The 12836-nt window shown below is 67.5% G+C and carries 12 protein-coding genes; all 12 read right to left on the bottom strand.

Annotation, left to right across the window (positions count from 1 at the left end; translation table 11 throughout):
* Positions 1-52 precede the first annotated feature (52 nt).
* The 12 genes from ftsA to mraY all read right to left on the bottom strand — a co-directional run bounded on the left by ftsA (position 53) and on the right by mraY (position 12825).
* Positions 53-1366 carry a cell division protein FtsA gene (gene ftsA, locus ACT53T_RS12655; RefSeq protein ID WP_476161464.1) on the bottom strand — a complete coding sequence of 438 codons (1314 nt, stop codon included), beginning with the start codon at positions 1364-1366 and terminating at the stop codon, positions 53-55.
* Positions 1363-2346 (bottom strand): cell division protein FtsQ/DivIB, encoded by a 984-nt coding sequence (locus tag ACT53T_RS12650; RefSeq protein WP_476161463.1) that lies wholly within the window; start codon positions 2344-2346, stop codon positions 1363-1365. Before ACT53T_RS12650 ends, ftsA begins: the two co-directional genes overlap by 4 nt.
* Positions 2343-3266 (bottom strand): D-alanine--D-alanine ligase, encoded by a 924-nt coding sequence (locus ACT53T_RS12645; RefSeq protein WP_476161462.1) that lies wholly within the window; start codon positions 3264-3266, stop codon positions 2343-2345. Before ACT53T_RS12645 ends, ACT53T_RS12650 begins: the two co-directional genes overlap by 4 nt.
* A complete protein-coding gene (locus tag ACT53T_RS12640; RefSeq protein WP_476161461.1) occupies positions 3263-3631 on the bottom strand; it encodes a type II toxin-antitoxin system PemK/MazF family toxin in 369 nt (122 codons plus the stop codon). The genes ACT53T_RS12645 and ACT53T_RS12640 overlap by 4 nt, the downstream gene beginning before the upstream one ends.
* A gap of 39 nt (positions 3632-3670) precedes the next feature.
* Entirely contained in the window at positions 3671-3907 is a 237-nt protein-coding gene (locus ACT53T_RS12635) for an AbrB/MazE/SpoVT family DNA-binding domain-containing protein (protein WP_476161460.1), read from the bottom strand.
* A 70-nt stretch (positions 3908-3977) separates the two neighbouring features.
* Positions 3978-5489, bottom strand: a complete 1512-nt coding sequence (locus ACT53T_RS12630) for a hypothetical protein (RefSeq protein WP_476161459.1) — start codon at positions 5487-5489, stop codon at positions 3978-3980.
* Positions 5486-6412 carry a UDP-N-acetylmuramate dehydrogenase gene (murB, locus tag ACT53T_RS12625; protein ID WP_476161458.1) on the bottom strand — a complete coding sequence of 309 codons (927 nt, stop codon included), beginning with the start codon at positions 6410-6412 and terminating at the stop codon, positions 5486-5488. The genes ACT53T_RS12630 and murB overlap by 4 nt, the downstream gene beginning before the upstream one ends.
* 220 nt (positions 6413-6632) lie before the next feature.
* Positions 6633-8036: a UDP-N-acetylmuramate--L-alanine ligase gene (gene murC / locus ACT53T_RS12620; protein ID WP_476161457.1), complete on the bottom strand. Its 1404-nt coding sequence runs from the start codon at positions 8034-8036 to the stop codon at positions 6633-6635.
* Positions 8033-9157 (bottom strand): undecaprenyldiphospho-muramoylpentapeptide beta-N-acetylglucosaminyltransferase, encoded by a 1125-nt coding sequence (gene murG, locus ACT53T_RS12615; RefSeq protein WP_476161456.1) that lies wholly within the window; start codon positions 9155-9157, stop codon positions 8033-8035. Before murG ends, murC begins: the two co-directional genes overlap by 4 nt.
* Positions 9154-10317: an FtsW/RodA/SpoVE family cell cycle protein gene (locus tag ACT53T_RS12610; RefSeq protein ID WP_476161455.1), complete on the bottom strand. Its 1164-nt coding sequence runs from the start codon at positions 10315-10317 to the stop codon at positions 9154-9156. Before ACT53T_RS12610 ends, murG begins: the two co-directional genes overlap by 4 nt.
* Positions 10314-11738, bottom strand: a complete 1425-nt coding sequence (gene murD, locus ACT53T_RS12605) for a UDP-N-acetylmuramoyl-L-alanine--D-glutamate ligase (protein WP_476161454.1) — start codon at positions 11736-11738, stop codon at positions 10314-10316. The genes ACT53T_RS12610 and murD overlap by 4 nt, the downstream gene beginning before the upstream one ends.
* Positions 11739-11742: 4 nt before the next feature.
* Positions 11743-12825 (bottom strand): phospho-N-acetylmuramoyl-pentapeptide-transferase, encoded by a 1083-nt coding sequence (mraY, locus tag ACT53T_RS12600; RefSeq protein WP_476161453.1) that lies wholly within the window; start codon positions 12823-12825, stop codon positions 11743-11745.
* Positions 12826-12836 lie beyond the last annotated feature (11 nt).

The raw sequence follows: 12836 nt of genomic DNA, 5'->3' as shown, positions 1-12836 counted from the left end.
CATCCCCGGAGCGTTTCGCCGACGCGCGCCTCGCTCTCCATGCTCGAAATGCTCAGAAACTGTCTCTCAACCACTGTCCGACCCGAGAGATGTACCCATTGGTCCCGGTCCCGCGCGTCTCCGCCTCGCGACGCGGCTCGAAATATTCGCGCCCCGCGAATTGCGGATAGACGAGCAGGCCGACGGCCGCGGCGAAAGCCGGGCTCCTGGCCGATTCGGGCAGGCCGTCGATGCCGGCCGGCCGGCCGACGCGCACCTGTCCGCCCAGAATGCGGCGCGCCGCCTCCGGCAGGCCCGTGAGCATGCAGGCGCCGCCGGTGAGCACCACGCGCCGCCCCGCATGCGCCGAGAAGCCGGACGCCGCCAGACGGTCGCGCAGGAACTCCAAAGTCTCCTCGACGCGCGGACGAATGATGCGCACGAGATGCGATTTCGGCGCATGCGCCGGATGCTCGCCGCTGTCGCCCACATGATCGAAGGCGATCGTCTCGCGATCGTCGGAGGGCGAGGAGATCGCCGCGCCATAGAGCGTCTTCAGACGCTCGGCGTCGCTCAGACGACAGTCGAGGCCGCGGGCGATATCCATGGTGATGTGATTGCCGCCGAGCGTCACCGCATCGACATGCGCCAGCGCGCCGCCCGCGAAGACGGCGAGCGAGGTGACGCCCGCGCCCATGTCGATGACGATGGCGCCGAGCTCCGCCTCATCGGCCTCCAGCACGGCGAGGCCGGCGACATAAGGCGCCGCGGCGGCCGCCTCTATGCCGAGATGGCAGCGCTCCACCGCGACCAGAAGATTGCGCATCGCCGCCTGATCGCAGCTCGCGACATGGAGATCGACGCCGAGCTCGCCGCCGACCATGCCGGCCGGCTCGCGAATGCCGGGCGTTCCATCCAGCGAGAAGCCAGTGGGCAGCGAATGCATGACCACGCGGCCGCGCTCCGTCACATGGGCGGCGGAAGCCTCGAGCACGCGATGCACGTCGGAGGGCGCGACGGCGCCGGAGACGACGCGCGTCTTGGCGGCGAAATGCTGCGAGGCGAGCCGCCCGCCGGAAGCGGTCACGATGATGGCGTCGATCTGCGAGCGCGCCATGCGCTCGGCCGCGTCCACCGTACGGCGAAGCGCGCTCTCGACTTCCTCCATATCGACGATCTGGCCGGCCTTCACGCCGCGCGAGCGCTGATGGCCGATGCCGAGCACGCGCGCGCGATGCGTGCGCCCGCGCGGCGAGCCGTCGCCGACAGGCGTCAGCCGCGCGATGATGCAGGCGATCTTCGACGTGCCGACGTCGAGCACCGCCATGGTCGCGCTGCGGCGCGCGCCGAGCTGCTTCATTCGCGGCGGGAAGAGATGTGGCTTCATGTCTGGCCGCCCTTGTGTGAACCACGCGAACTCGCGGCCGCGCGCGCGGCGGCCGCCTCCTCGGAGAGGCGCGCCGCTACGCGTCCCGGCGCGCGCAAATCGATCGAGATCACATCCTTATCGAGGATCCTGGCCTCACGCTGGAGTCGCTGCAGAACGGCGAGCGCCGCCTCGGGATCCTGCTCGGGGAGCTTGACCTCGACGCCATTGGTCATGTCGAGCGACCATCGCCGCCCGGAGACGAGAACGCCGGCGCGCACGCGCGATTTGAGATCGCCGGCGGCCTCCAGCAGCCGCATGTATTCGTCGAGCCGCTTTTCCGCGCCCTCGCCGACGACGAAGGGCAGACCCAGGAATCGCTCGTCGCGCATCTCGTCGATGACGACGCCATCCGCGGCGACGACAGAGAGCTTGCCGTCGCGCTGCCAGAGCGCGAAGGGCCGCCGCCCCTCGAGCGCGATGATCAGCCGATCGGGATAGAGCTTCAGCACGCGCGCGCTCTCCACCAGCGGCAGCGCGGTCAGCCGCTCGCGAATCGTCTCGGCGTCGAGAAAGAGAAGCGAATGCGTGGGCTTCACGCCCGAAGCGGCGAGCACGTCGCTCTCGGACAGCTCGCCGAGCCCGCTGATGGTGACCACCTCGATGGAAAAGCCGAGCGCGCGCGCCACGATATCGCGCGGCGCGCCATTGCGGGCGACGAATTCCGCATAGCCGCCATTATGCGCGACGCCGACGAAGCCGACGCCGCCGAACAGCAGAGCGAGCGCCGCCGTGCCGATTCCCGGCAGAGCGGCGAGCCGCGACAGACGCCCGCGCTCCGCGCGCGGAGCCGAGGCGGCCGGCGGGCGGACGCGCCGCTCGGCCGGCTGGGAGGCGACGGGGTTTACGTAAGGGGTGGAATAGGCGCCGGCTTGATACGATCCGGCTTGGACGGGATGCGGATGCGCGACATCGAAGAGAGCCTCGACGGGCTCCCTCAACGATCGCAGGACGCGTCTTCCACCATCCATCTTACGAGCTCGCCAAACGAATATCCGGCATATGCCGCCATTTCGGGAACCAGCGAGGTCTCGGTCATGCCCGGCTGCGTGTTGACCTCCAGCACGACGAGCTCGCCCGTTCCTCCGGGTCGATCGTCGTATCGAAAGTCCGCACGGCTGACGCCACGACAGCCGAGAGCCCGATGAGCCTCGAGCGCCAACTGTTGGACCTCTTGGTAAATATTTTGTTTAAGATTCGCCGGAAGCACGTGTTTCGACCCGCCTTTCGCGTATTTCGCGTCGAAACCGTAGAAGTCCTCCGACACGGGGAGGATTTCGATCACGTCGAGCGGTCGATCGCCCATCACCGCGCAGGTCAGCTCGCGGCCGTCGACGAAATTCTCCGCCAGCATGAAATCGCCATGGCGCCAATCGGCGGCGGCCAGCTCCTGCGGCGGATGCGAGCGCCCCTCCTTGACGATGAAGACGCCGAAGGACGATCCTTCGCTCACCGGCTTCAGCACGTAAGGGGGCTCGAGGGCATGGGCCTTGGCCGCCTCGAGACGATGCACCACCCGGCCCCGCGGCACAGGCACGCCGGCCGCCGCCATGACGCTCTTGGCCACATCCTTCTTCATCGCCAGCGACGAGGCGAGCACGCCCGAATGCGTATAGGGGATGCGCAGAATCTCGAGCACGCCCTGAATGGCGCCATCCTCGCCGAAGCGGCCGTGCAGCGCATTGAAGGCCACATCCGGCGCGAGCTTGGCGAGAACCTCGGCGACGTCGCGGCCGACATCGACGCGGGTGACGCGAAAGCCGACGCTCTCCAGCGCCTTGGCGCTGGCCTCGCCCGAGCGCAGCGAGACCTCTCGCTCCGAGGAGAATCCGCCCATGAGCACGGCGACGTGAGCAGTCATGACGCACCTTTGCGTGGTTGCGGGCGACCTCGCCCGATGAAAGAACGAACCGCCTCGAAAACCGCTTCGGCCTGCTTGGCGTCGAGCCGTCCGGCGCGCCGCACGATCCGCGAGGGCTCGACATTGGCGATCTTGACTGGCCGGACGATCGACGGGCTCGAAAGTCCGGCCGCCGATAAATCCTCGATCGGCATGTCGTGATCCATGCCGGAATTCTGCGCCGTGGTGATCATGACCAGCCAGAGAAATCCTGCGGACATCACCTCGTCATTCGAGACGACGAGAGCCGGCCGCCGCTTTTCCGCGAAGCGATCCGAATAGGGGAAGGGCACGACGACCACGTCGCCCGGCGCGTAGCGCGTCACGTCAATCTCCTCCGAGAGCCATGTTCGGCGCCGGCGCTCTCAAAGATCGGCATAGGCTTCGTCGTCGGCGTCGCTCGCCCATTCGGTGAAAGTCGCAAAAGGATCGTCGTCCTCATTGGGCGCGCCGCGCTCGATCCGCACGCCGGACTCGTCGATGACATAGCGTAGCCGATCCCCCGGCTTTATGCGCAAGCGTTCACGGACCTCCGCCGGCAGCACCGTCTGGCTCTTCACGGAAACCTTCGAATATACGGTCCGGCGCCTGGCGGACGGCATGGCTCACGCTCCTTCCGTCTTACTGTCTTACCGACTTACTATAGGCCGAGTCGAGGGCAAGTCCAGACGCTCACTCCGCCTGCCGCCAAATCTCTATATCCCCCGCCTGTTTCGCGAGCCTGTAGCCATCGAGCGCGCCGGCCATTTCCGAGCGCTTCAGCACCCATTCCCGCGTCGCCCGATCTTCGGCGACGATAATGTCCGGCCGCCCGGCGCGAATATCCTCGGCCAGCGCAGCGAGATCGGCGCTGCGCCGCGCCTCCAGCCGCTGGCGGCGTTCCGGCCCCGCCGTCTCCAGCAGCCGGCCGACGGCCGCGGTGACGAAGAGCGCGTTCTGGCGGCCGACCCATTCGCCGGCGAGCCGCCGCGTCAGAGGATGGCCGAAATCGAGCTGGCTGGCGATGATCGCGATGCGCGGATGCGGCGGCGCGACCGCGGCCACGGCGGCCGTGAGGCCCTCGTGCTCCTCGCGATCGGTCAGCTGCTCGACGATTCCGAAATAGGCCGGCGCGGCGAGCAGCGCCGGCACGAACAGGAATTTCGTCAGCGCCGCGCGCAGGCCGGCGACCGGGGCCGCTCGGTCGCGAAGCGCGAAAAATATCCAGGCGAACAGCAGCAGGACCATCGCCGGATAGGCGTGATTCATCCAGCCCTTCCCCTGCAGCAGAAAGGCGGCGAAAAAGCCGAGAGAGGCGGCGAGCGCGACGAGCGACGCCCGGCCGAGCGCAGCCCCGCGCGCCGCGACGAGAAAGCCCACGAGCAGCGCCAGATAGGCGAGCGCGAGCGAATGCGCGAGAAAATGGCCGAGATCGTCGCGCGCCGGTCCATAGACCTCGAGCGCGAGCGGCAGCGCCTCGTCGACATAGGCCGGAAAGGCGATCAGCATCGCGCCGGTCGCGACCACGGCGGCGAGCGCCGCGGCGACCAGCTCCGCCCGCAGCGAGGCGCGCGCGCTGCGCTCCCGCCACGCGAGCGCCAGCGCCGGCAGAGCGATGGCGAGGATGAAATGCGGCTTCATCGCCACGGCGAGACCGCCGCACAATCCCGCGACGACGCGCAAGGGGAGCGGCGCCGACGCGCGCTCCTCCGCCAGCGCGGCGAGCAGCGGCAGCAGAGCGAGCAGAGCGATATGCTCGCGCTCGGCGAAGACGATCTCCGGCGCGACCAGCAGCAGAAAGATCGCGGCGTTGAGCAGTTGCATCCATTCGCGCCGGCCGCGCGCCGCGCCATGCCGCAGCAGCAAGAAGGAAAAGCCGATGGAGCCCGCCGCGGCGAGAAACACCAGAGCCGCGACCATCGCCTCCGCCGGAAGATGCAGCGCGCGGGCCAGCAGCACGGCCGGCATGAGCGAGAGAAAGGCCGCCGGCGGATTGGGATCGCTCGCCTCGACATAGGCGATGCGCCCATCGAGAACCTTCTCGGCGAAAGTCAGGAACCAGGAGACGTCGCAATCGATATGGCCGATGAGCTGCTGCGCGACGGCGACAATAGCGAGCGCCGCGCCGAGCAGCGGGCTCGACAGCAGCAGCGCGAGCCCGTCGCTCTCGACGCGCGCGCGCGCGCTCTTCTCGAGGACACTCATGCGAGGGCGAGGCCGATCCGCTTGATCTCCCAGCGCAGCACAACGCCGCTCTTCTCCCGCACGCGCCGCCGCACCTCCTCGCCCAGCGCCTCGACGTCGGCGGCTGTCGCCTGGCCGCGATTGACGAGGAAATTGCAATGCATCTCGCTGACCTGCGCATCGCCGATCACGAGCCCGCGGCAACCGGCCTCGTCGATCAATTGCCACGCTTTATGGCCGGGCGGATTGGCGAAAGTGGAACCGCCGGTCTTCTCGCGAATGGGCTGCGAGGCTTCGCGCGCCTGCGTGATGCGCTCCATCTCCGCGAGGATCGTCGCGGGATCGCCCTTGCGGCCCTGATACAGCGCTTGCGTGAAAATCACATCCTCCGGCGCATCGCTATGGCGATAGGAGAAGCCGAGATCGGCGTTGGCGTAGACACGCGTATTGCCGGAACGATCGACGCCGCGCGCCTCGATCAGCGCATCCTTGGTCTCGCCGCCATGCGCGCCCGCATTCATGCGCAGCGCGCCGCCGACGCCGCCCGGAATGCCGCGATAGAAAGCGAGACCGTCTAAGCCGGCGTCCGCCGCCGCGCGCGCGAGCTTCACATCGGGAACGGCCGCGCCGACGCGAATGCGCTCGCCCTCCTCCACCGTAATGGCGCCGAAGCCCTTGGCCGTCAGCCGCACCACGACGCCCGGCACGCCGCCGTCGCGCACGATGAGATTGGAGCCGAGGCCGATGACCGTGACCGGAATCTCGCGCGGCAGACGCGCGAGAAAGTAGGCGAGATCATCCTCGTCCGCCGGCGAGAAGAGAAGCTGCGCCGGCCCGCCGACGCGAAACCAGGTGAGAGGCGCGAGCGGCTCATTGGCGGAAAGACGCCCGCGCAATTCCGGCATGAGCGCGGCGATCTCGGCCGAGATATCTCGAAAGCTCATCCGCAATCTCCGTGCGCGATTCCTTCTCCCGCCTGCGGGAGAAGGTGGCCTCGCGAAGCGAGGTCGGATGAGGGTCCGTGAATATTGCGCGCAACGTAAGAGCACAGCGAAACGAGGAGCCTGGCACTTCGGCGCGGGCCCTCATCCGACCCGACTGCGTCGGGCCACCTTCTCCCACGAGTGGGAGAAGGAGCGCGCGTTCTGCATGTCTGCGCAATTGTCATGGCGCGAGCTCCGCCAATTGCACGGGCAGCGCATAGGCCCATTTCGTAATGTCGCCGGCGCCGAGAAACACGACATAATCCCCCGGCGCGGCGATCTCGCGGATCAAGCCCGGCAGCTCCTGCGGCGAAGCGAAGGCGCTCGCGCGCTGCCCTTGCGCAGCGGCGGCGCGCGCCAGCGCGGAACCGTCGACGCCCTCTATCTTGCTTTCGCCAGCCGGATAGACATCGGCGATCAGCGCCACATCGGCGTCGCTGAAACAGCCGGCGAATTGATCGAACAAGGATTGCAGCCGCGTGTAGCGATGCGGCTGCATGATGGCGATCACCTTGCCCTTGGTTGAAGCGCGCGCGGCGCGCAGCACGGCGGCGATCTCGACCGGATGATGGCCGTAATCGTCGAAGATGGAAACGCCCTTCCACTCGCCCGTCTTGGTGAAGCGCCGCTTCACGCCGGCAAAGCGCGCGAGCCCGTCGCGAATCTTGTCCGCGGGAACGCCGAGCCGATGCGCCACCGCAATGGCCGCCGTGGCGTTGAGCGCATTGTGCCGTCCCGCCGCCGGCAGCAGAAGCTCGACGAGCCGCGTCTCTACGCCCGTATCGCGATCGCGCAGCAGCACGGAAAAGCGTCCGACGCCGCCGGAAAGATCGAGATCGAGCAAGCGCGCCTCGGCATCCGCGCTCTCGCCATAGGAAATGACGCGGCGATCCTCGACTTGGCCGATGATCTCGCGCGCGGTCGGATGATCGAGGCAGACTGCCGCGAAGCCATAGAATGGCAGATTTTCGATGAAGCTACGAAAGCCCTTCTTCACGCCGTCGAAATCGCCGAAATGATCCAAATGCTCGGGATCGACATTGGTGACGATGGCGACTTCCGCCGGCAGCTTCAAGAATGTGCCGTCGCTCTCGTCGGCTTCCACCACCATCCATTCGCCGGCGCCCGGCCGCGCATTCGTGCCATAGGCGTTGATGATGCCGCCATTCACGACCGTCGGATCGAGGCCGCCGGCGTCGAGCAGAGTGGCGACCAGCGAGGTGGTCGTCGTCTTGCCATGCGTGCCCGCGACGGCGACGCAGCGCTTGTCGCGCATCAGCTCCGCGAGCATCTCCGCGCGCTTGACCACGGGCAAGCGCTGCGCGCGCGCCGCGACGAGCTCGGGATTGTCGCGCTTGATCGCGCTCGACACGACGACGACGGCGGCTTCGCCCAGCCATTTGGCGTCATGCCCGACATGCACGCGCGCGCCCTTGCCGGCGAGCCGTTGCAGATTGGCGCTGTCGGCGGCGTCCGTGCCCTGCACCTCATAACCTTGCGCGAGCAGAATCTCGGCGACGCCGGACATTCCGATTCCGCCGATGCCGACGAAATGAATGGGGCCGAGACGGCGCGGCATTCTCATATCTGGCTCCCCTGCGCCGGCGCGGCGCTCTCTCTCTTCTGCGCGACGGCGAGCACGAGATCGGCGAGCCGCTCGGCCGCGTCGGTCACGCCGACGCTTTTCGCCGCCTGTGCGCGCCGCTGCAATTCGCCGCCGTCCGCGGCGAGCGCGGCGATGCGTTCGGCGAGCCATTGCGGCGTGAAATCGGCCTGGCGCACGACCTCCGCCGCGCCGGATTTCGCCAGCACGGCGGCGTTTGCCGCCTGATCCTGATCCAACGCATGCGGCAGCGGCACGAGAATGCTCGGCCGCCCGATCGCTGCCAGCTCGGTGACGGTGGAGGCGCCGGCGCGCGCGATCACGAGATGCGCCCCCGCGATGCGCTCCGGCAGATCGGCGAAGAAAGGCGCGATCTGCGCGACGATTCCGGCGCGCGCATAAGCGATGGTGACGCGCGCGAGATCTTCCTCGCGCGCCTGCTGCGTCAGCTCTATGCGCTCGCGCAATTCTTTCGGCAGAGATTCGAGCGCCGCCGGCGCGATATCGGACATCACCCGCGCGCCCTGCGAGCCGCCGGTGACGAGCAGGCGCAGCTTGCCGTCATCGAACGTAGGATAGGGCGTCGCGGCGGCGGCGAGCGCGGCGGGACGCAGCGGATTGCCGGTGACGACGATCTTCTCCGCCAGCGCAGCCGAAACGCCGGCGAGCGGAAAGCCCGACGCAACGCTATCGACGCGGCCGGCGAGAAAGGAGTTGGCGCGGCCCATCACCGCATTCGCCTCATGCAGCACGGTCGGAATGCGCAGAAGCGAGGCGGCGAAGAGCGGCGGCACGCTGGGATAGCCGCCGAAGCCGACGACGGCGAGCGGGCGAATGCGCCGCAGGAGAAGCAGCGCCTGCAAGGCGCCGACGCCGAGCGTCGCAATGGCCTTCGCCTTGGCGAGGGCCGAGCCGCCGCGCGGCGTCGCGGAAGCGATCGTGTGCATTGCGCGCGCCGGAAATTCGCCGCCATAGCGCAAGGCGCGCTCATCGGTGACGAGCTCCACCTCGAGCCCGCGCGCGCGCAGCGCATGCGCCAGCGCCTCGGCCGGAAAAAGATGGCCGCCGGTGCCGCCGGCGGCGAGCAGAACCGGCGCGCTCATGCCGCCGCTCCCATCGGCGCGGGGCCGACATGCGCGGTCTCGACGACCGGCTCGATGTGCGGGCGCCGGCGCGTGACGGCGAGCAGAAAGCCGAAGCCCAGCGCCAGCGAGATGAGCGAGGAGCCGCCGTACGAAATGAAAGGAAGCGTCATGCCTTTCGACGGCATCAGCTGGAGATTGACCGCCATGTTGATGCAAGCCTGCAGGCCGAACAGCATGACGAGGCCGGCGGTGGCGAAGCCGCAGAAAAGATCGTCGTTGCGCGAGGCCGAATAGAGCCCGCGCAGCACGATGAAGCCATAGATCGCGGCGACGCCCATGCAGACGAAGAGGCCGAACTCCTCGCCGATGACGGCGAAGATCGTATCCGTATGCGCATCCGGCAAGATGCGCTTCAGCGTGCCTTCGCCCGGCCCTTTGCCGAACCAGGAGCCGCTGATGAAGCTGTAGAGCGCCGTATCGGCCTGGAATGTGTCGGCGACGCCCTGCCCCGCCGCTTGCGGATCGAGAAAGCGCGTCACGCGCGCATGAACATGCGGCAGAAATTTATAGGCCGCGACCGCGCCCACCGCGCCCGCGCCGCCGACGCCGAAAATCCAGAACCAGTGAATGCCGGCCATGAACAAGAGTCCCGCCCAGACGAGCGAGATCAGCATGGTCTGACCGATGTCCGGCTGCATCACCAGCGGCGCGACAGTGACGGGCAGCAGCGCGATGGCGAGAAGATTGCCGGGAACGTCCTTGCGCTTGGCGCCTTCCGAAAACGCCCAGGCCGCCATGATGACGAAGGCCGGCTTCAAGAATTCGGAGGGCTGAATGCCGAAGATCCAACGCTTGGCGCCCTTCACCTCCTGCCCGAAGAACAGCGTGCCGACGACGAGCGCGAGCGAGACGATCCACAGCACGATCGCCGCGCGGCGCACATGACGCGGCGTGAGAAAGGAGACGCCGATCATCACCAGGATCGCTGGACCGAGATACAGCACCTGCCGATGCACGAAATAGAAGGTGGAGAGATGCAGCCGCTCGGCGACGGGCGGGCTGCCGGCCATGGCGAAGACGAGGCCGCAGACGATGAGCAGCGCGACGCCGGCGAGGAGCCAGCGGTCGATCGTCCAGGCCCAATCAGAGAAGGTGGAACGCTCCGCGCGCGAGATCATGGGGTTTCTCCGGCAATGGGCGCATGCGCATGCAGCTCGCGCGCGAGCAGGCGAAAAGCGTCGCCGCGCGCTTCGAAATTGGCGAATTGATCGTAAGAGGCGCAGGCCGGCGACAGCAGCACCACGGGCTCGCGCGCCTCGCTCAGCGCGGCCTCCTCGGCCGCGCGCGCGATCGCCACATCGAGCGTTCCGCATTGCTCATAAGTCACCGCGCCCTCGAGCGTGCGCGCGAAATCCTGCGCCGCCGCGCCGATGAGATAGGCTTTGGCGATGCGCGAGAACAGCGGACGCAGCGGCTCTATGCCGCCCTCCTTGGCCTTGCCGCCGGCGATCCAGAAAATATCGTCATAGGAGAGCAGCGCCTTCTCCGCGGCGTCGGCGTTGGTGGCTTTCGAGTCGTTGACGAAGACGACGCGTCCGCGACGCCCCACTTCTTCCATGCGATGCGGCAGGCCGGGATAGGTGAGCAGCCCGCGCGCGATCTCCGCGCAGGAGAGCCCGCAATGCCATGCGGCGGCGGCGGCGAAGGCGGCGTTCTGCGCATTATGCGCGCCACGCAATGTGCGCGCGCCCTCGAGATCTCCGAGCGTCTCGGTCTCCTCCGGCGCATGGCCGGCCTCGCGATAGAGCGCCTTGCGGTCCTCGATGAAAAAGCCCCAATCGAGCGCGCGCGCGGCGGAGACGGGATAGACGCGCTGGCCCTCGCGGCCTCGCTCGGTCAGCCGCGCGCCGATCGCGTGAGAGAAAGCGTCGTCGACGCCGATCAGCGCGACATCGGCGCCGGCGACGAGACGCTCCTTCACCGCCGCGTAATTCTCCATCGTTCCGTGCCGGTCGATATGGTCCGGCGTCAAATTGATGAGAATGCCGATGGACGGCGCGAGCGAAGGCGTGAGATCGATCTGAAAGGACGAGCATTCGATGACGTGAATGCGCGCCTCGGAGGGCGGCTCGAGATCGAGGATCGGCGTGCCGATATTGCCGCCGAGCTGCACATCCTTGCCGGCGCTGCGCAGAAGATGCGCGATCAGCGCCGTCGTCGTCGATTTGCCATTGGTGCCGGTGATGGCGATGAAGGGCGCGCCGGGCGCCTTCGCCTGCCGCTCGCGGCAGAAGAGCTCGATATCTCCGATCACCTCGACGCCGGCCTCGCGCGCGCGCGCGACGGTCCAATGCGGCTCTGGATGCGTCAGCGGCACGCCGGGCGAGAGAATGAGCGCGGAGAACTCGCGCCAATCCGCGCTCGTCAGATCGACGAGATCCACGCCCTGCGCCTGCGCCTTGGCGCGGCCGGGCTCGCCATCGTCCCAGGCGGCGACGCTGGCGCCGCCCGCGATCAATGCGCGCGCCGTCGACAGGCCGGAGCCGCCGAGACCAAAGAGCGCGACCTTGCGCCCTGCGAATGTCGTCGCCGGAGTCATGCGCTCACCTCAGCTTCAGCGAGGAGAGCCCCAGAAGGGCGAGAACGAAGGAGATGATCCAGAAGCGAATGACGATCTGCGGCTCGGTCCAGCCCATCTGCTCGAAGTGATGATGGATCGGCGCCATGCGAAACACGCGCTTGCCCGTGAGCTTGAAGCTCGCCACCTGCACGATGACGGAGGCGCCCTCGAGCACGAAGAGACCGCCGATGATGACCAGCACGAACTCCTGCTTGATGGCGACCGATGTGGTTCCGAGCAATCCGCCGAGCGCGAGCGAGCCGGTGTCGCCCATGAAGATCTGCGCCGGCGGCGCATTGAACCATAGAAAGCCGAGGCCGGAGCCGATGAGCGCCGCACAGACGATGGTCAGCTCGCCGGTGCCGGCGACGTGATTGACGCCGAGATAATCGGAGAAGATCGAATTGCCGACGAGATAGGCGATGATGGCGAAGGCGCCGGCCGCGATCATCGACGGCACGATGGCGAGGCCGTCGAGACCATCGGTGAGATTGACGCAATTGCCCGCCGCCACGATGACGAAGGCGCCGAAGGGAATGAACAGCCAGCCGAGCGAGAAGGCGTAGCCCTTGAGCAGCGGCAGCGCCAGCTTGGTCATATTGTCGCCGCCGACCGTGGTGAGCGCATAGCAGGCGAGGCCGGCGACGAGGAACTCGAGCGCGAGCCGCGCCTTACCGGAAAAGCCTTTGTGCGATTGCTTCGTCACCTTCAGATAATCGTCGTAGAAGCCGATCGCGCCGAAGGAGGCCGTCACCAATATGACGATCCACACATAGGAATTCTTCAAATTCGCCCAGAGCACGGTGGCGACGAGCAGACCCGAGAGGATCATCAGCCCGCCCATGGTCGGCGTGCCTTTTTTGGTGAGCAGATGCGAGGCCGGGCCGTCCTCGCGAATGGGCTGGCCCTTGCCCTGCTTGATGCGCAGCGCATCAATGATGGCGGGGCCGAAGAAGAAGACGAAGAACAGCGCCGTCGCCGCCGCGCCGGCGGCGCGGAAGGTGATGTAGCGGAAGAGGTTCAGCGGACCGAAGAGATGCGAGAAGTCCGCGAGCAGCGTCAGCATTCGTCTTTTCC

Source organism: Methylosinus sp. DMC45, assembly GCF_056313885.1.
The sequence above is the reverse complement of the archived record's forward strand: the minus strand, read 5'-3'. Positions and strand labels throughout refer to the sequence as shown.

Coding starts and splice junctions, on each gene's coding strand:
- murC (WP_476161457.1), bottom strand. CDS start 8,036: ATGAGAATGCCGCGCCGTCTCGGCCCCATTCATTTCGTCGGCATCGGC.
- murB (WP_476161458.1), bottom strand. CDS start 6,412: ATGAGCTTTCGAGATATCTCGGCCGAGATCGCCGCGCTCATGCCGGAA.
- ACT53T_RS12635 (WP_476161460.1), bottom strand. CDS start 3,907: ATGCCGTCCGCCAGGCGCCGGACCGTATATTCGAAGGTTTCCGTGAAG.
- mraY (WP_476161453.1), bottom strand. CDS start 12,825: ATGCTGACGCTGCTCGCGGACTTCTCGCATCTCTTCGGTCCGCTGAAC.
- ACT53T_RS12630 (WP_476161459.1), bottom strand. CDS start 5,489: ATGAGTGTCCTCGAGAAGAGCGCGCGCGCGCGCGTCGAGAGCGACGGG.
- murG (WP_476161456.1), bottom strand. CDS start 9,157: ATGAGCGCGCCGGTTCTGCTCGCCGCCGGCGGCACCGGCGGCCATCTT.
- murD (WP_476161454.1), bottom strand. CDS start 11,738: ATGACTCCGGCGACGACATTCGCAGGGCGCAAGGTCGCGCTCTTTGGT.
- ftsA (WP_476161464.1), bottom strand. CDS start 1,366: ATGAAGCCACATCTCTTCCCGCCGCGAATGAAGCAGCTCGGCGCGCGC.
- ACT53T_RS12610 (WP_476161455.1), bottom strand. CDS start 10,317: ATGATCTCGCGCGCGGAGCGTTCCACCTTCTCTGATTGGGCCTGGACG.
- ACT53T_RS12645 (WP_476161462.1), bottom strand. CDS start 3,266: ATGACTGCTCACGTCGCCGTGCTCATGGGCGGATTCTCCTCGGAGCGA.